This is a genomic window from Streptomyces sp. NPDC048255 (assembly GCF_040652415.1).
Classification (GTDB): domain Bacteria; phylum Actinomycetota; class Actinomycetes; order Streptomycetales; family Streptomycetaceae; genus Streptomyces.
The window spans coordinates 87629-104810 of record NZ_JBEZMA010000020.1 but is presented as its reverse complement, the minus strand read 5'-3'; the positions used below and the strand labels follow the sequence as shown (position 1 = coordinate 104810).

The 17182-nt window shown below is 73.5% G+C and carries 14 protein-coding genes; 10 read left to right on the top strand and 4 right to left on the bottom strand.

The genetic code is table 11. The features are described 5' to 3' along the window. Positions 1-43: 43 nt before the first annotated feature. Positions 44-967, top strand: a complete 924-nt coding sequence (locus AB0D94_RS18245) for an ROK family protein (protein ID WP_362052495.1) — start codon at positions 44-46, stop codon at positions 965-967. 1 nt (position 968) lies between these two features. Here AB0D94_RS18245 and AB0D94_RS18240 read toward each other — a convergent pair whose 3' ends face one another. Next, the gene (locus AB0D94_RS18240) at positions 969-1964 is read right to left on the bottom strand and encodes a TAXI family TRAP transporter solute-binding subunit (RefSeq protein WP_362052459.1); all 996 of its coding nucleotides are present in this window, start codon (positions 1962-1964) and stop codon (positions 969-971) included. An 82-nt stretch (positions 1965-2046) separates the two neighbouring features. On the opposite strand from AB0D94_RS18240, the gene miaB reads away from it, so the two are divergent. Together miaB and AB0D94_RS18230 are read left to right on the top strand one after the other, a co-directional pair. After that, a complete protein-coding gene (miaB, locus tag AB0D94_RS18235; RefSeq protein ID WP_362052457.1) occupies positions 2047-3570 on the top strand; it encodes a tRNA (N6-isopentenyl adenosine(37)-C2)-methylthiotransferase MiaB in 1524 nt (507 codons plus the stop codon). A 375-nt stretch (positions 3571-3945) separates the two neighbouring features. Further along, the gene (locus AB0D94_RS18230; RefSeq protein WP_362052455.1) at positions 3946-4653 is read left to right on the top strand and encodes a hypothetical protein; all 708 of its coding nucleotides are present in this window, start codon (positions 3946-3948) and stop codon (positions 4651-4653) included. An 84-nt stretch (positions 4654-4737) separates the two neighbouring features. On the opposite strand, the gene AB0D94_RS18225 is transcribed toward AB0D94_RS18230, so the two are convergent. Continuing rightward, positions 4738-4983: an antitoxin gene (locus AB0D94_RS18225; protein ID WP_362052453.1), complete on the bottom strand. Its 246-nt coding sequence runs from the start codon at positions 4981-4983 to the stop codon at positions 4738-4740. Between the two features lie 24 nt (positions 4984-5007). Continuing rightward, on the bottom strand, positions 5008-5223 hold the full coding sequence (locus tag AB0D94_RS18220; RefSeq protein WP_362052451.1) for a gliding motility protein: 216 nt from the start codon (positions 5221-5223) through the stop codon (positions 5008-5010). A gap of 163 nt (positions 5224-5386) precedes the next feature. Between AB0D94_RS18220 and miaA the strand changes: the two genes are divergently transcribed. The 6 genes from miaA to hflX all read left to right on the top strand — a co-directional run bounded on the left by miaA (position 5387) and on the right by hflX (position 13545). Next, positions 5387-6325, top strand: a complete 939-nt coding sequence (gene miaA / locus AB0D94_RS18215) for a tRNA (adenosine(37)-N6)-dimethylallyltransferase MiaA (RefSeq protein ID WP_362052449.1) — start codon at positions 5387-5389, stop codon at positions 6323-6325. Positions 6326-6644: 319 nt separating this feature from the next. After that, positions 6645-7061 (top strand): hypothetical protein, encoded by a 417-nt coding sequence (locus AB0D94_RS18210; protein ID WP_362052493.1) that lies wholly within the window; start codon positions 6645-6647, stop codon positions 7059-7061. A 53-nt stretch (positions 7062-7114) separates the two neighbouring features. Continuing rightward, on the top strand, positions 7115-7990 hold the full coding sequence (dapF, locus tag AB0D94_RS18205; protein WP_362052447.1) for a diaminopimelate epimerase: 876 nt from the start codon (positions 7115-7117) through the stop codon (positions 7988-7990). A 140-nt stretch (positions 7991-8130) separates the two neighbouring features. After that, on the top strand, positions 8131-10212 hold the full coding sequence (locus AB0D94_RS18200; protein ID WP_362052445.1) for an HD domain-containing protein: 2082 nt from the start codon (positions 8131-8133) through the stop codon (positions 10210-10212). 159 nt (positions 10213-10371) lie between these two features. Further along, positions 10372-11817, top strand: coding sequence for a M1 family metallopeptidase (locus AB0D94_RS18195; protein WP_362052443.1), 1446 nt, complete (start codon positions 10372-10374; stop codon positions 11815-11817). 222 nt (positions 11818-12039) lie between these two features. Further along, on the top strand, positions 12040-13545 hold the full coding sequence (gene hflX / locus AB0D94_RS18190; RefSeq protein WP_362052440.1) for a GTPase HflX: 1506 nt from the start codon (positions 12040-12042) through the stop codon (positions 13543-13545). 180 nt (positions 13546-13725) lie between these two features. On the opposite strand, the gene AB0D94_RS18185 is transcribed toward hflX, so the two are convergent. After that, positions 13726-14898 carry a hypothetical protein gene (locus tag AB0D94_RS18185; RefSeq protein WP_362052438.1) on the bottom strand — a complete coding sequence of 391 codons (1173 nt, stop codon included), beginning with the start codon at positions 14896-14898 and terminating at the stop codon, positions 13726-13728. A gap of 509 nt (positions 14899-15407) precedes the next feature. Between AB0D94_RS18185 and AB0D94_RS18180 the strand changes: the two genes are divergently transcribed. Then, a complete protein-coding gene (locus AB0D94_RS18180) occupies positions 15408-16700 on the top strand; it encodes a diaminobutyrate--2-oxoglutarate transaminase family protein (protein WP_362052436.1) in 1293 nt (430 codons plus the stop codon). Positions 16701-17182: the final 482 nt, after the last annotated feature.

The window sequence follows — 17182 nt, the reverse complement described above, 5'->3', positions numbered from 1 at the left end:
CTTCCCCGCACCGCGCGCCGCGGCCTCGGCCGCAGGCCCGACGGTGGCGATCGACATCGGCGGTACGAAGATCGCCGGGGCGCTGGTGCACCCCGACGGCACGATGACGGCCACCACCCGCACCCCGACCCCCCGGGACGCCGACGCGGACGCGGTCATGGCCGCGGTGACCGAGGTCGTCGCGGACCTGTCCCGCTCTCCGCTGTGGCCCTCGGTGGTCCGCTGCGGCATCGGCAGCGCCGGCCCGGTGGACGCCTCCCGGGGCACGGTCAGCCCGGTCAACATCGGGGCCTGGCGGGAGTTCCCGCTCCAGGACCGGGTCGCCGCGCAGCTGGCCGCCCACGGGGCGGACGTCCCCACCGTGCTGGCCGGGGACGGCGTCGCGATGACCGCCGCCGAGCACTGGCTGGGCGCGGCCCGCGGCCACGCGAACGCGCTCTGCATGGTGGTCTCCACGGGCGTAGGCGGCGGCCTCGTCCTGAACAACCAGCTCCACCCCGGCCCCACCGGCAACGCGGGCCACATCGGCCACATCAGCGTGGCCTTCGACGGCGACCCCTGCGCCTGCGGCGGCCACGGCTGCGTCGAGTCCATCGCCTCGGGCACGGCAATCGCACGCTGGGCCCTGGCCCAGGGCTGGACCCCCGCCGACGACGCCACGGCGGCGGGCGTGGCGGCGGCGGCCGAGGCCGGCGACCCCATCGCCCTGGCGGCCTTCGACCGCGCGGGGCGCGCCCTGGCCGCGGCCATCGCGGCGACGGCCACCCTCGTCGAGACCGACATCGCGGTCATCGGCGGCGGCGTCGCCGCCTCGGGCGACACCCTCTTCACGCCGATCCGCACCCACCTCGCCGCCTACGCCACGCTGTCCTTCGTCAAGGACCTCCAGGTGGTACCGGCGGCCCTGGGCACCCACGCCGGCCTGATCGGCGCGGCCGCGGCGGCGCTGATGCTGCTGCCGTCCTGAGTCAGGGTTTGACCGAGCGGTAGTAGCGGCCCGCGCCCTCGTGCAGCTCCAGCGGGTCCGTGTAGATGGCCGTCCGCAGGTCCACCAGCTGCGCCGCGTGCACCTGCTGCGCGATGCGGTCGCGGCTGAGGATCACGGTCCGGGTGAACTGCTCCGTGAGCTCGGGGTCCGTGCCCTCCTTGGTCACCAGCAGGTTCGGCACGGCCACCGTCGCCACCGCCGTGGTGTTGCGCGCCCGCCCGTACGCGTCCTGCGGCATCACCGCCGCCCGGTAGTAGCGTGCCGGGCTCCCGCTGCCCTGGAGCTGCTCCACCAGGTCGCCGAGCTGCACCAGCCGGATCTCGAACCGCTCCGACAGCTCCCGCACCGCGTTGGTCGGAAGGCCGCCGGACCAGAAGAACGCGTCGATCCGCCCGGCCTCCAGCTCGGCCGGCATGGTGTCGATCCCTATCGACACCGGGGTGAGGTCCCGCGCCGGGTCCAGCTTCGCCGCCGTCAGCAGCCGCTCCGAGACGAGCCGCACCCCGGACCCCGCATGGCCGACGGCGACCCGCTTGCCCCGCAGGTCACGGGCCGACTGCACGGAGGACCCGGCCGGCACCACCAGCTGCACGTAGTCGTCGTAGAGCCGTGCGCAGCCGCGCAGCAGTTGTGAGCCGGGCTTCCCGTCGAGCTTGTACTTGGCGACCGCGTCGGCCGTCGCCACCGTGAAATCGGCCTCCCCGGAGGCCACCCGCTGGAGGTTCTCCTGCGAGCCCTCGCTGGTCTCCAGCCGGACCCCGACCCCGGGCATGTCCTGCTTGAGCGCCTGCTCCAGCAGTTGCCCGTACCGGTGGTACACCCCGGTCCGCACGCCCGTGCTGAAGGTCAGCTCGCCCTTGAGTTCCGCCTCGCCGAAGGGCCGCAGCCACCACACCAGGGCCGCGAGCACGGTCAGCACCGCCACCATCGCCCGCAGGGCGTGGCGCCTGCTGATCCGGGGCGGTACGAGAGGCATGTCCGCGATCCTGCCACCCGCCCGCACTCCTGTCACGGGCCGGGCGACCGGAGGCCTCCGCGGCAGCGCCTACCCTTGTTCCATGACCAGCAGCAGCGACCGGAGCCCGGCAGTGGACCTTAAGGGAACTTACGAGGTGCGCACCTACGGGTGCCAGATGAACGTGCACGACTCCGAGCGACTCTCCGGTCTGCTGGAGGACGCGGGCTACGTCCGCGCGCCCGAGGGCTCCGACGGCGACGCCGACGTCGTGGTCTTCAACACCTGCGCCGTCCGCGAGAACGCCGACAACAAGCTGTACGGCAACCTCGGCCGGCTCGCCCCGATGAAGACGAAGCGCCCCGGCATGCAGATCGCCGTCGGCGGCTGCCTCGCCCAGAAGGACCGCGACACGATCGTCAAGCGCGCCCCCTGGGTGGACGTCGTCTTCGGTACGCACAACATCGGCAAGCTCCCCGTGCTGCTGGAGCGCGCCCGCATCCAGGAAGAGGCGCAGGTCGAGATCGCCGAGTCGCTGGAGGCCTTCCCCTCCACGCTCCCGACCCGCCGCGAGTCCGCGTACGCCGCCTGGGTCTCGATCTCCGTCGGCTGCAACAACACCTGCACCTTCTGCATCGTCCCGGCGCTGCGCGGCAAGGAGGAGGACCGCCGTCCCGGCGACATCCTCGCCGAGGTGGAGGCGCTGGTCGCCGAGGGCGTCTCGGAGATCACCCTGCTCGGCCAGAACGTGAACGCCTACGGTTCCGACCTCGGCGACCGCGAGGCCTTCAGCAAGCTGCTGCGCGCCTGCGGCCAAATCGAGGGCCTGGAGCGGGTGCGCTTCACCTCCCCGCACCCGCGCGACTTCACCGACGACGTGATCGCGGCCATGGCCGAGACCCCGAACGTGATGCCGCAGCTGCACATGCCGCTCCAGTCCGGCTCGGACCCGATCCTCAAGGCCATGCGCCGCTCGTACCGCCAGGAGCGCTTCCTCGGCATCATCGAGAAGGTCCGCGCCGCGATCCCGCACGCCGCGATCTCCACCGACATCATCGTGGGCTTCCCCGGTGAGACGGAGGAGGACTTCCAGCAGACGATGCACACGGTGCGCGAGGCCCGCTTCGCGAACGCCTTCACCTTCCAGTACTCCAAGCGCCCCGGCACCCCCGCGGCCGACATGGACGGGCAGATCCCCAAGGAGGTCGTGCAGGACCGCTACATGCGCCTGGTCGCCCTCCAGGAGGAGATCTCCTGGGAGGAGAACAAGAAGCAGGTCGGCCGCACCCTGGAGGTCATGGTCGCCGAGGGCGAGGGCCGCAAGGACGGCGCGACGCACCGGCTCTCCGGCCGCGCCCCCGACAACCGCCTCGTGCACTTCACCAAGCCGGAGGCGGAGGTCCGCCCGGGCGACGTGGTGACCGTGGACATCACCTACGCGGCCCCGCACCACCTGCTGGCCGAGGGCCCGACCCTGACCGTACGCCGCACCCGCGCGGGCGACGCCTGGGAGAAGCGCAACGCCGCCCCGGCCCAGCCCGCGGGCGTCATGCTCGGCATCCCGACCCTGGGCGTCCCGGCACCCCTCCCCGCCGCCACCTCGGGCTGCGCGGCCCCGTCCGCCTGACAGGCGGCCCCACGCGCAGCGGAGCCGGCCTCCGGGGGAGGGGCAGAACCCCGCATCGTCGGCGTTTTTTGAGGTGGCGGGGCGATTCCGGCCGCCGGGACGGGCATGTCCAGCCTCGCCGGCGTTTGAGGCGCGGGGTCTGGGGCGGAGCCCCAGGAAGCCCGGCGCAGCCGAGGCCGCTCGCGCCACGGCGCCGCAGACAACGCGCCCCGCGGCCGGGCCTGGCCAGGCTCCGGCAGCGGCCCCGGCCAGGCCGGCCAAGCCCCCGGCACGGGCCCCGGCACGGGCCAGGACACGGGCCAGGACACGGGCCAGGCCCCGGCCAGGAAGGCCGACAGACCCCCGCCCCGCCCGGCGACGGCTAGGCTGCGGATCATGCTCGTAGCCGCCGCCGTCTGTCCCGCCCCGCCGCTGCTCGTGCCGGAGGTCGCCGCGGGGGCCGCCGCCGAACTCGGCGCCGCCCGCACCGCCTGCTCCGACGCGCTCGCCGTGCTCGCCGCCTCCCGGCCCGACCTGCTCGTCGTCGTCGGAGCCGCCGACCAGGAGCACCACGGGGCCTACCCGCCGGGCGCCCGCGGCACCTTCCGCGGCTTCGGCGTCGACGCCGACGTACGGCTCGGGGAGGGCGAGGAGGGCCCCCGGCTGCTGCCCGCCCCGCTGGCGGTCGGTGCCTGGCTGCTGCGGCACGCACGCTGGGGCGCCGCCCCGGTCGAGGGGCTCGGCGTAGGGGAGTCGCTGGACACCCCGCGCTGCCTGGAGACCGGGCGGGAGCTTGCCGCGCGTGACGCGCGCGTCGCGCTGCTCGTGATGGGCGACGGCTCCGCCTGCCGGACCCTCAAGGCCCCCGGCTACCTCGACGAGCGCGCCGCCGCCTTCGACGCCGGGGCCGCCCGCGCGCTGGGCACGGCCGACACGGCCGCGCTCGCCGCTCTCGACGCCGGGCTCGCCGCGGAGCTCAAGGCCGCGGGCCGGGCGCCCTGGCAGGTGCTGGCCGGCGCGGCCGAGGGCGCGGGCCTCGACGGGCGGCTGCTGTACGAGGACGCACCGTACGGCGTGGGGTACTTCGTGGCCGCCTGGTCCTGAGACCGGGGAGCCCGCCCCCGGCGCTCCCCGGGTACGGCGAAGGGGCGCGGGATCCGATGATCCCGCGCCCCTTCCGGTACCGCGTCAGGGAGCCGTAGGCGGCGTCGGCCCGCCGGGTGCGTCCTTGTGCGCGATCTTGCCCAGGGCGTCCTTCGCCTTGCCCGTTCCGCTCGTGATCTGGCCGCTGTACTTGCCCTTGGTCTTGGAATCCACGACCTTGGCCACCTTGTCCAGACTCTCGCTGATCCTGCCCTCGTGCTGCTGGGCGAGGTCGCCGACCTTGTCCTTCGCCGGAGCGAGCTTGGCCTTCAGATTGTCCAGCAGGCCCATGGGTCACCTTCCATTGGCGGGTAGCTACGTACGGGCACCCTCGCCGGTCTCGCTGTCCGCGGCCACCTCGGCCGACTGCTGCTTCGGAATCTCCACGGCTTCCGCCACCGGAGCTTCCTCGGCAACCGGCTCGGCCTCGGCCGCTTCGGCCGCTGCGGACTCCGCCGTCAGGTCCTCCGCCGCGACCTCCTCGGTCGCAACCTCGTCCTTACGACGAAAAAACCGATCAAAAACACCCATGTCTACTCCCATAACGTTACTCGTGTGAGTGAAGTTCCGCCTTGGCCGGACCGGCCTCCGCCGGGCGCACGCCCGGCGGAACCACGCCAGAGCAACGACTCCGGATTCGCCGCGTCACGTAACCCGATCGGGTACATGCCCAGAGGTTTGCGAGACTGGGGCAGTGAGGAAAGCAGCCCCCGCCCCGCGGGTCATCGCCGTCGTAGGTCCCACGGCAGCCGGAAAGTCCGATCTGGGCGTCGCCCTGGCCCGTCATTTCGACGGTGAAGTCGTCAACGCAGACTCCATGCAGCTGTACCGGGGGATGGACATCGGCACCGCCAAGCTGACGACCGGGGAGCGGGGCGGCGTCCCGCACCACCTTCTCGACATCTGGGACGTCACCGAGACCGCGAGCGTCGCCGAGTACCAGCGCCTGGCCCGCGCCGAGATCGACAAACTCCTCGCGCAGGGCCGTACCCCGGTCCTCGTCGGCGGCTCCGGGCTGTACGTCCGCGGGGCCCTGGACGCCATGGAGTTCCCCGGCACCGACCCCGAGGTCCGGGCCCGGCTGGAGGAGGAGGTCACGCTGCGCGGCCCCGGCGCCCTGCACGCCCGGCTCGCCGCCGCCGACCCGGCCGCCGCCCAGGCCATCCTCCCCAGCAACGGACGGCGCATCGTGCGCGCGCTGGAGGTCATCGAGATCACCGGCCGCCCCTTCACCGCCAACCTGCCCGGCCACGAGTCCGTCTACGACACCGTGCAGATCGGCGTCGACGTGGCCCGGCCTGAGCTCGACGAGCGGATCGCGCTGCGGGTGGACCGGATGTGGGAGGACGGCCTGGTGGGCGAGGTCCGCGCACTGGAGGCGCGGGGGCTGCGCGACGGAATCACCGCCTCCAGGGCGCTCGGGTACCAGCAGGTGCTGGCCGCCCTCGCGGGGGAGTGCACCGAGGACGAGGCCAGGGCCGAGACGGTCCGCGCGACCAAGCGGTTCGCCCGCCGGCAGGACTCCTGGTTCCGCCGCGACCCGCGGGTCCACTGGCTCAGCGGGGCGGCCGCCGACCGCGGGGAACTCCCCGGACTCGCGCAGTCGTTGGTCGAACGACCGGTCACAGCCTGATCACGTGATGGCATCGGGAAGCTCCGGGCGCCCGTCCGGGGTCCGCGACCGTGCCATCATCAAACTCCGGCCGGTGCGGTCACCGGCGGTGAACATGCGGCGTTCGAGGTCCGAGTGGGGAGGGCGCGTGGCGATGGAGGCCGGCCCTCGCGACACCGGGCGGGACGACGCCCGGCGAGAAGTGGAGCCAACGCTTCACGACGCTCCGGGCACCCCGGGCACCCCGGGCGCCCTCGGCACCCCGGGTGCACCGAGCCCTGCCGGCGCGCCGCACGCGCCCGTCGGCCCCGAGGCGCTCGACGCGCCCGACGGGCTCGGGCTGCCCGCCGACCCGGCACGGCTGACCCCCGACGGCCCCGACGCACCGGACTCCGCCGAGGCGGCCGCCGCCTCCGGACCGGAGTACGAGGTGGAACTGCGTCCGCAGCGCCGCCTGCGCCTGTGGCAGATCGCCCCCATCGTGATGCTCGCCGCGGCCGGTTCGCTGATGTTCGCCTTCCCGCTCGCCTTCGAATTCGGCGACGGCGGAGCCGTGGTCGCCATGCTCGGCTTCCTCATCAGCTGCTGCGCCGGCGGCTGGGGCATGATGGCCGCCCGCCGCGTGGGCCACACCTGGCCCGGGCTCCCGGCCCGGGGCAGCGGGCGGCGCCCCGACTGGCGGATGGCCGCGCTGTACGCCGTGGCCGCACTGGCCGTCGTAGCGCTCGCCGTCTACCGGGTCGCCCGGCTGCGCTGACCGCGATCCGGACCGATCCACGCCCCTGAGCAGGGCATCGGTACGATGGGCGGGTGACGCAGAGCACCCTCTCCTTCCTCAAGGGCCACGGCACCGAGAACGACTTCGTGATCGTCCCGGACCCGGACAACTCCGTCGAGCTGCCCCCGGCCGCCGTCGCCAAGCTGTGCGACCGGCGGGCCGGCATCGGCGCGGACGGGGTACTGCACGTCGTCCGGTCCTCAGCGCACCCCGAGGCGGCGCACCTGGCCGACGAGGCGGAGTGGTTCATGGACTACCGCAACAGCGACGGCTCCGTCGCCGAGATGTGCGGCAACGGCGTGCGCGTCTTCGCCCGCTACCTGCAGTACGCCGGCCACGTCGAGCCCGGGGACCTCGCCGTCGCCACCCGAGGCGGCGTCAAGCGGGTCCACCTCGACAAGGGCGGGGACGTCACCGTCTCCATGGGACGCGCAGAGTTCCCCGAGGGCGAGATCACCGTCTCGGTCGGCGCCCGCAGCTGGCCCGCGCGCAACGTGAACATGGGGAACCCGCACGCCGTGGCCTTCGTTGAAAGCCTCGACGACGCCGGGAACCTGTTCACCGCCCCGCCGTTCAGCCCGGCGTCCGCCTACCCGACCGGTGTCAATGTCGAGTTCGTCGTCGACCGCGGCCCCCGGCACGTCGCCATGCGCGTCCACGAGCGCGGCTCCGGCGAGACCCGCTCCTGCGGCACCGGCGCCTGCGCCGTCGCCGTGGCCGCCATCCGCCGCGACGGCGCCGACCCGGCGGCCACCGGTGCACCGGCCACCTACACCGTGGACCTCCCCGGCGGCACCCTGGTCATCACCGAGCACCCCGACGGGCAGATCGAGATGACCGGACCGGCCGTGATCGTGGCCACGGGCGAGTTCGACGCGGACTGGCTCACCGAAACGGCCTTCGGCTGAAGCTTCCCTCTAATGGGTGATCCGTTTCACGCTGAGCGAGAGGTGGACTGCGCCACGTGGTGGGGTCGGTAACATCAGGCACCGGCCCTGAGGGCTCACCCCATGCCCACCACCGCCGGTCGAAGCCGCCGGAGGTGCCCATGAGTGCAGAGGCCACGAACCCCGAAGCACACCCCGAAGCGTGCCCCGAGCCCCGCAGACGGGGCCGGACCAGGCTCGATCTGCGCAGGCTCGGGCGCGCGGCCCTCCTCGGACCCACGTCCCGGGACCGGCTCCCCGACGCGATCGGCCATGTCGCCGAGGCACATCGCGCCCACCATCCGGACGCCGATCTGTCCATCCTGCGGCGGGCTTACCTCCTCGCGGAGACCTCTCACCGCGGCCAGATGCGCAAAAGCGGTGAGCCGTACATCACACACCCGCTCGCCGTCACCCTGATCCTCGCCGAACTCGGCGCCGAGACCACCACGTTGACGGCCTCTCTGCTCCACGACACCGTCGAGGACACCGAGGTGACCCTCGATCAGGTCCGCGCCGAGTTCGGCGACGAGGTCTGCTTCATCGTCGACGGCGTCACCAAGGTCGAGAAGATCGACTACGGCGCCGCCGCGGAGCCCGAGACCTTCCGCAAGATGCTCGTCGCCACCGGCAACGACGTCCGTGTGATGTCCATCAAGCTGGCCGACCGGCTCCACAACATGCGCACCCTCGGCGTGATGCGCCCCGAGAAACAGGCCCGCATCGCCAAGGTCACCCGTGACGTCCTCATCCCCCTGGCCGAACGGCTCGGCGTACAGGCCCTGAAGACCGAGCTGGAAGACCTCGTCTTCGCGATCCTGCACCCCGAGGAGTACGAGCACACCCGCGCGCTCATCGCGGCCCACGCCGGGGAGCGCGACCCGCTGCCCGCCATCGCCGACTCCGTACGGGCCGTCCTGCGCGACGCGGGCATCGCCGCCGAAGTACAGGTCCGGCCCCGGCACTTCGTCTCCGTGCACCGGATCGCCCTGGCCCGCGGCGAACTGCGCGGCTCCGACTTCGGCCGCATCCTCGTCCTGGTCGCCGAGAACGCCGACTGCTACGCGGTACTGGGCGAGCTGCACACCTGCTTCACCCCCGTGGTCTCGGAGTTCAAGGACTTCATCGCCGTACCGAAGTTCAACCTCTACCAGTCCCTGCACACCGCGGTCGCCACGCCCGAGGGATACGTCGCCGAGACCATCGTGCGGACCCGGCAGATGCACCGCGTCGCGGAGGCGGGCGTGGTCGCGCTCGGCAATCCGTACGCCACCGGGGCCCCGGACGCGGCGGCCGACCCGGACGAGGAGCGGGTCGACCCGACCCGGCCCGGCTGGCTGTCCCGGCTGCTCGACTGGCAGCAGTCCGCGCCCGACCCCGACACCTTCTGGACCGTGCTGCGCGCGGAGCTGGCCCAGGACCGGGAGATCACCGTCTTCCGGGTGGACGGCGGGACGCTGGGCCTGCCGGCCGGGGCCAGCTGTATCGACGCCGCCTACGCGCAGCACGGGGCGGCCGCCCACGGCTGTATCGGTGCCCGGGTCAACGGGCGTCTCACCTCGCTGGCGTCCAGGCTGTCCGACGGAGACACCGTGCAGCTGCTGCTCGCCCAGGACGCCTCGTCGGGGCCCGCCGCCGAATGGCTGGAGCACGCCCGCACCCCGGCCGCCCGGATCGCCATCGCCAGCTGGCTCGAAGCCCATCCCGACCGGGCGATGGCCACCACCACGGCCGCCCGGGCGCCGCTGTCCGTCGTCGGGGCCCGGGGCGGCGGGGGCAACGCGGTCGCCGACCTCCCCGACGCCCACGTACGGCTGGCCGGCTGCTGCACGCCGGTGCCGCCCGACGCGGTCGCCGGGTTCGTCGTACGGGGCGGTGCCGTCACCGTGCACCGCATCCACTGCGCGGCCGTGGCCCAGATGCGGGCCGTGGGGCGGACCTCCGTCGCCGTGCACTGGCGGGCGACCGCCGACTGCCGGGTCACGCTGCTCGCCGAATCGTTCGGCCGCCCGCATCTGCTGGCCGATCTCACCGAGGCCATCGCCCGGGAGGGCGTCGAGGTCGTCTCCGCGACCGTGGAACCGCCGGTCGAGCAGCGGGTCCGGCACACGTACACCCTGCTGCTGCCCGACGCGGCGGGGCTGCCCGCCCTCATGCGGGCGATGCGGGACGTGCCCGGCGTGTACGACGTCAGCCGCGCCTGAGGGCTCCGGGGGCGGTCGGGCCGGTCCGGACCGCTCTGACCGGGCGGGCCCGGCGCATGGGGGGCGGCAGCGGGGGGTGCAGCAGCGGAGGAACCCGTTCGGGTGGCGCCGTCGCGCGTCGTGCGCGGCCGGGGGACGGGCGCTGGTAAGCGGTGGTGGATGCAGCTCACTTCCCCCCGCCTGCGTGCAGCCCTGCTCGCCGCGGCCTCCCTCACCCTCGTCGCCGCCGTGCTGCCCCCGCCGAAGGCGCTGGGCATCGGCGACCGCCTCTTCCCGGAACTGGGCAACCCCGGGTACGACGTGCTCGCGTACGACCTGTCCTTCACCTACAAGGACAACCGCACCCCGCTCGACGCCGTCACCGTCATCAACGCCCGCACCCTGCACGCACTGGAGCGGATCAACCTGGACTTCAGCCGTGGAACGGTGACGTCCGCCGAGGTCAACGGGGCGCCGGCGCGGTTCGAGAGCGCGGGCGAGGACCTGGTGCTGACCCCGGCGCGGCCGGTGGGGAAGAACTCCGCGCTGCGCATCACCGTCCGGCACACCAGCGACCCGCGCGGGGCCGCCGACGGGGGCTGGGTGCCCACCGAGGACGGCCTGGCCATGGCGAACCAGGCGGACGCCGCCCACCGCGTCTTCCCCTGCAACGACCACCCGGCGGACAAGGCGCTCTTCACCTTCCGCGTCACCGCCCCGGCCGGTCTCACGGTCGTCGCCAACGGGGTGCCGGGCACCCTGCCGGCCCTCCGGACGGGCCGTACGACGGCGTGGACGTACCGGACCCTGCACCCGATGGCCACCGAACTGGCCCAGGTCTCGATCGGCCGGTCCGCCGTCGTGCACGGCACGGGCCCGCACGGCCTGCCGCTGCGCGACGTGGTGCCGGCCGCGGACCGGCAGCGGCTGGACCCCTGGCTGAAGAAGACCGCGGGGCACATCGAGTGGATGGAGCAGCGGGTCGGCCGGTACCCCTTCGAGAACTACGGGGTGCTGATCGCGCGGGCGACGACCGGCTTCGAGCTGGAGACCCAGACCCTCTCGCTCTTCGAGCACAGCCTCTTCTCGGGGGAGGGGTACCCCGAGTGGTACGTGGAGTCGGTGATGGTCCACGAGCTGGCCCACCAGTGGTTCGGCGACAGCGTCTCCCCGCGGACCTGGTCCGACCTGTGGCTGAACGAGGGCCACGCCACCTGGTACGAGGCCCTGTACGCGGACGGGCTCGGCAAGTACTCCCTGGAGCGGCGCATGCGCGAGGCGTACCAGCGCTCCGACCAGTGGCGGGCGGCGGGCGGGCCGCCGGCGGCCCCGAAGGCCGCCGCCCCGGGCGAGAAGATCGGGCTGTTCCGGCCGGTGGTCTACGACGGCTCCGCGCTGATCCTCTACGCGCTGCGCCAGGAGATCGGCACCGAGGCCTTCGACCGCGTCGAGCGGCGCTGGGTGACCGAGCACAAGGACTCGGTCGCGGGTACGGAGGACTTCGTACGCCTGGCCTCGCAGGAGGCGGGCCGGGACCTGACGGACTTCCTGGAGCCCTGGCTGTACGGGAAGAAGACCCCGGCGATGCCCGGGCGCCCGGAGTGGGGCGGCCCGGCGAAGGCCTGAGGAGGGGCGGGGCGGCCCCACGGGCGGGCCGGGGACGGGAACCGGCGGAAAAGGGTGTGACGGGCGGGGAACGGGCATGTCACCATCGACGGGCCCGTTCGGGGAATCCCCCGGCGGTGTGACACGTTGGACGTGACAGTGTTATGTCACTCGCGGTGCGCTGGGTTCCAGTACCTGGTCCCCCGGGCGCCGCGGACGCATTCGAATCGACGTAAGGATCCAATGACCTCCTCTTCTTCCCCTTCCCAGGACGCGCGGGACGCACAGGACGTGCCGGACTCGCAGAGCTTCACCGAGAGCCTTCGGGCCGATGCCCTGATGGAAGAGGACGTCGCCTGGAGCCACGAGATCGACGGAGACCGCGACGGCGAGCAGTTCGAACGCTCCGAGCGCGCGGCCCTGCGCCGCGTCGTCGGCCTCTCCACCGAACTCGAAGACGTCACCGAGGTCGAGTACCGGCAGCTGCGCCTGGAGCGCGTCGTGCTCGTCGGCGTCTGGACCTCGGGCACGGTGAACGACGCGGAGAACTCCCTCGCGGAGCTCGCCGCCCTCGCCGAGACGGCTGGTGCCCTCGTACTCGACGGCGTGATCCAGCGTCGCGACAAGCCCGACCCGGCCACCTTCATCGGCTCCGGCAAGGCCCGGGAACTGCGCGACATCGTCATGGAGACCGGCGCCGACACCGTCGTCTGCGACGGCGAGCTCAGCCCCGGCCAGCTCATCGCCCTCGAAGACGTCGTCAAGGTGAAGGTGGTCGACCGGACCGCCCTCATCCTCGACATCTTCGCCCAGCACGCCAAGTCCCGAGAGGGCAAGGCACAGGTCGCACTCGCGCAGATGCAGTACATGCTGCCGCGGCTGCGCGGCTGGGGTCAGTCGCTGTCCCGGCAGATGGGTGGCGGCGGCGGTGGCGGCATGGCCACCCGTGGCCCCGGTGAGACCAAGATCGAGACGGACCGGCGACGGATCCGCGAGAAGATGGCGAAGATGCGCCGGGAGATCGCGGAGATGAAGACCGGCCGCGACATCAAGCGGCAGGAACGGCGCCGCAACAAGGTTCCCTCGGTCGCCATCGCCGGATACACCAACGCGGGCAAGTCCTCGCTGCTCAACCGCCTCACCGGCGCGGGCGTACTGGTGGAGAACGCGCTGTTCGCCACCCTCGACCCGACCGTGCGCCGGGCCGAGACCCCGAGCGGCCGGATCTACACCCTGGCCGACACCGTCGGCTTCGTCCGGCACCTGCCCCACCACCTCGTCGAGGCGTTCCGCTCCACGATGGAGGAGGTCGGCGACTCCGACCTCATCCTGCACATCGTGGACGGCTCGCACCCGGCGCCGGAGGAGCAGCTGGCGGCGGTGCGCGAGGTGATCCGCGAGGTCGGCGCGGTGAACGTGCCCGAGATCGTCGTGATCAACAAGGCGGACGCCGCGGACCCGCTCGTGCTGCAGCGCCTGCTGCGGATCGAGCGGCACTCCATCGCCGTATCGGCCCGCACGGGCCTGGGCATCGAGGAACTCCTCGCGCTCATCGACACCGAGCTGCCCCGGCCCGAGGTCGAGGTGGAGGCCCTGGTGCCGTACACGCGCGGCTCGCTGGTGGCCAAGGCGCACGCCGAGGGCGAGGTGATCTCCGAGGAGCACACCGCGGAGGGCACCCTGCTCAAGGCGCGGGTCCACCAGGAGCTGGCGGCGGACCTGGCTCCGTACGCGCTCGCGAAGCAGTGACGCGCCGGAGCGAATGACGGCGTGAACGGCTGAGGGCCCCCTGCGGTGCAGGGGGCCCTCAGTGCTGTGCGGGGCGGTGCCGTGCCGCCGTGGGGTCCAGCGTGCAGCGGTCCAGCGGTCGTGCCCGTCGTGCCCGTCGTTCCCGCGTGGCGGGTGGTGCCTCGTACGGTCGTGCCGTGGTTACTTGAACTTGCCGCTGACGGCGTCGAAGATGCCCTTCGCCTCCGGGCCCAGCCGGGGTCCGGCCAGCCAGCCCGCCTTGGCCGGTCCGATCGAGGTGTTCGACACCAGCGCGGGCTTGCCGTCGGCGCCCGCCGCGACCCAGCCGCCACCGGAGGAACCGCCGGTCATGGTGCAGCCGATGCGGTACATCACCGGGTCGGCCGCGGCCAGCGACAGCCTGCCCGGCTTGTCCGCGCACTGGTAGGCCTTCTGGCCGTCGAAGGGGGCCGCCGCCGGGTAGCCCGTGGCGGTGATGCTCGCGACCTTGCCCACGGCCGGGGCGTTGAACTCCACCGGGAGCGCCGAACCGACCGTCTCCTCCAGGGACTTGCCGCTGCCCTTCTCCGGGGTCACGTGCAGCACCGCGAAGTCGTACGGAGCACCCGCGCCGCCGGTCGGACCGCCGGTCGCGATCCACTGGTCGGAGGTCTGCGCCCAGTCGCTCCACCAGACGCCGTACGGAGCCACCTGCTCGCGGGGCGCGCCCTTGAGCTGCGCCCCCTGCTTGCCCGCGTTGTTGTAGGAGGGGACGAAGGCGATGTTGCGGTACCAGCCGCCGGCCTTGCCCGCGTGCACGCAGTGGCCCGCCGTCCAGACCATGTTGGACTTGCCGGGGTGGGCGGGGTCCTTGACCACGGTCGCCGAGCAGACCATCGAGCCCTCGGGCCCGTCGAAGAAGACCTTGCCGGACTCCGGAACGCTCTGGTGGTAGGGCGGGTTCGCCGCCTTGGCCGTCACCGGAGCCGGGGTCGGGTCGGTGACGCCCTGGTCCTTGCCCGCGTCCGGGTCGACGGACGGGCGCTGCGGCTGCTCCGCGTCACGCATCCGGTCCGGGTCCCACAGGTCCTCGATGATCGGGTTGATGTAGTCGCCCGCCTCGCGGAGCCAGTCGTCCTTCTTCCAGTTCTTCCACTCGCCCCCCTTCCACTTCTCCAGGTCGAAGCCGTGCTCCTTGAGCTTCTCCTTCAGCTGGTCCGGGATCTTGATCCCGTCGGCCCCGGCCGGGAGGCTCGCCGCCACGGTCGGCTTGGCGTCGCCGCCGGCCTCACCGTCGCCGGGTCCGCAGGCCGCGGCGCTCAGCGCGAGCGCGGCCGCGCACAGGATCGCGGTGACCGGTCGGTTCGGTCGCATGTCGTCAGTCCCCCTGGGGTGGTTCCGGTAGTGAGGTGGTGCGTTGGAGTCCCGCTGAGTGCAGCCCCCCACTATGCCGCTGCTGCGCAGGACGACACAGCCCGGGGCGCCGGTTCCCCTCTCGGCCCCGGGCGGGCAAGGATCTTGGGCCCACCCGTGATCCGCCGCCGTCACCGTCGTTGGTACGTACGGGGGATGGGGATGCAGCGTTCATGTTCGAGGCGCAATCCGGAAGAGCAATCCGTGCGGGAGGACCGACACTCGTGGCTTTGACCGAGCAGGCCGCGGCCGCGGCGGCCGCCGCGGCGCAGATCCCGCCGCCGATCCCGTCTCCGGTTCCGTTGCCGATTCCGCCGACGATCGCGGCACGGGTCGCGCCACAGCTCCCGTGCCCGTCCCCATCTCTATCGCCGTCCCCGTCCCCGTCCCAGTCCCCGTCCCCGCTCCCGCTCCCGCCGCAGGTGCCGGCGCAGGGGAGCCGGGTGGCCGCAGGTTGCGCCGCGTCGGCCGTGTCACCCGAAGCCATCCTGCGCCGGCAGGCCCAGCGGGAGTCCGCGGCCCGGACGTACGCGCGCTCCCTGCCCGTCGTCCCCGTGCGCGCTCGCGGGCTGACCATCGAGGGCGCCGACGGGCGGCGTTACCTCGACTGCCTCTCCGGAGCCGGCACCCTCGCCCTCGGGCACAACCACCCGGTGGTGCTCGAAGCCATCCGAGGCGTCCTCGACTCCGGCGCCCCGCTGCACATGCTCGATCTCGCGACCCCGGTCAAGGACGCCTTCACCACCGAGCTGTTCACCAACCTGCCGCCCGCGCTGGCCGCCGACGCCCGCATCCAGTTCTGCGGGCCGGCCGGCACGGACGCGGTGGAGGCCGCGCTCAAGCTGGTCCGTACCGCGACCGGACGCTCGGGGCTGTTCGCGTTCACCGGGGCCTACCACGGCATGACCGCCGGAGCACTGGACGCGTCGGGAGGTGCCCCGGACGTACGGGTGACCCGGCTGCCCTACCCGCATGACCACCACTGCCCGTTCGGCGTCGGGGGCCCCGAGGGAGCCCGGCTCGCCGCCCACTGGACCGAGAGCCTCCTGGACGACCCGAAGAGCGGGGTGACCCTGCCGGCCGGCATGATCGTCGAACCCGTGCAGGGCGAGGGCGGGGTCATCCCCGCCCCGGACGGCTGGTTGCGCCGGATGCGCGAGATCACCGCGGAGCGGGGGATCCCGCTGATCGCGGACGAGGTGCAGACGGGGGTCGGGCGGACCGGCGCGTTCTGGGGGGTCGACCACGCCGGGGTGGTACCCGACGTCATGGTCCTGTCCAAGGCGATCGGCGGCAGCCTGCCGCTCGCGGTGATCGTGTACCGGTCCGGCCTCGACGTCTGGGCCCCCGGGGCCCATGCCGGAACGTTCCGCGGCAACCAGCTGGCCATGGCGGCCGGTACCGCCACCCTCGCCTACGTACGTGAGAACCGGCTGGCGGAGCGCGCGGCGGTCCTGGGCGAGCGGATGCTCGCGGCCCTGCACGGCCTAGCCTCGGCGCACCCCTGCATCGGCGACGTCCGGGGGCGCGGCCTGATGATCGGCGTCGAACTCGTGGACCCCGACACCGGATCCGCCGCCCCCGCCCTCGCCGCGGCCGTCCGCCAGGAATGCCTGGACCGCGGGCTGATCGTCGAACTCGGTGGCCGCCACGCCGCCGTGGTCCGCCTGCTGCCCCCGCTGACCCTGACGGACGAGCAGGCCGCAGCGGTCCTCGACCGCCTGGCCGACGCCATCCCGGCCGCCGCCCGCCGGCTCCACTGACCCGCACCCCCAAGGACCCGCGATGCCCGAACCGCACCAGTCCACGCCCACCCCGCCCCCCACCCACACCCCCCACCGGCCCCCGGCCCCCCACCCCCAAGAAGCCACCCCCACCACGGCCCCCCACGAGACCCCGGCCCAGCCCCTGGGAGCCCCTGCCCCCGCACCCCACGGAGCCCCGGCCCCCCAGCTGCTGCGGACCCAGGCCCCCAACAGCGCCTCCCCCCAAGAGGCGGGCGGGGCTTCCGCGCCGCTGCCGCTGCGGGGGCCGGGCTCGGGCAGCGCCGCACCCCACGATGCCCCGGCCCCCCGGTCCCCGCGGTCCCCTGTCCCGGGCAATGCTGCGTCCCACGAGGCCGACGAGGCCCCGCCGCTGCCACTGCGGGCCCCTAGCCCCGCCAGCGGTGCGCCCCACCCGGCCGCCCCGCCCTCGCTGCGGGCGTCGGGCTCGGGCAGCGCCGCACCCCACGATGCCCCGGCCC

Coding starts and splice junctions, on each gene's coding strand:
- AB0D94_RS18220 (WP_362052451.1), bottom strand. CDS start 5,223: ATGGGTGTTTTTGATCGGTTTTTTCGTCGTAAGGACGAGGTTGCGACC.
- hflX (WP_362052440.1), top strand. CDS start 12,040: ATGACCTCCTCTTCTTCCCCTTCCCAGGACGCGCGGGACGCACAGGAC.
- AB0D94_RS18185 (WP_362052438.1), bottom strand. CDS start 14,898: ATGCGACCGAACCGACCGGTCACCGCGATCCTGTGCGCGGCCGCGCTC.
- AB0D94_RS18195 (WP_362052443.1), top strand. CDS start 10,372: ATGCAGCTCACTTCCCCCCGCCTGCGTGCAGCCCTGCTCGCCGCGGCC.
- AB0D94_RS18200 (WP_362052445.1), top strand. CDS start 8,131: ATGAGTGCAGAGGCCACGAACCCCGAAGCACACCCCGAAGCGTGCCCC.
- miaB (WP_362052457.1), top strand. CDS start 2,047: ATGACCAGCAGCAGCGACCGGAGCCCGGCAGTGGACCTTAAGGGAACT.
- AB0D94_RS18225 (WP_362052453.1), bottom strand. CDS start 4,983: ATGGGCCTGCTGGACAATCTGAAGGCCAAGCTCGCTCCGGCGAAGGAC.
- AB0D94_RS18240 (WP_362052459.1), bottom strand. CDS start 1,964: ATGCCTCTCGTACCGCCCCGGATCAGCAGGCGCCACGCCCTGCGGGCG.
- AB0D94_RS18230 (WP_362052455.1), top strand. CDS start 3,946: ATGCTCGTAGCCGCCGCCGTCTGTCCCGCCCCGCCGCTGCTCGTGCCG.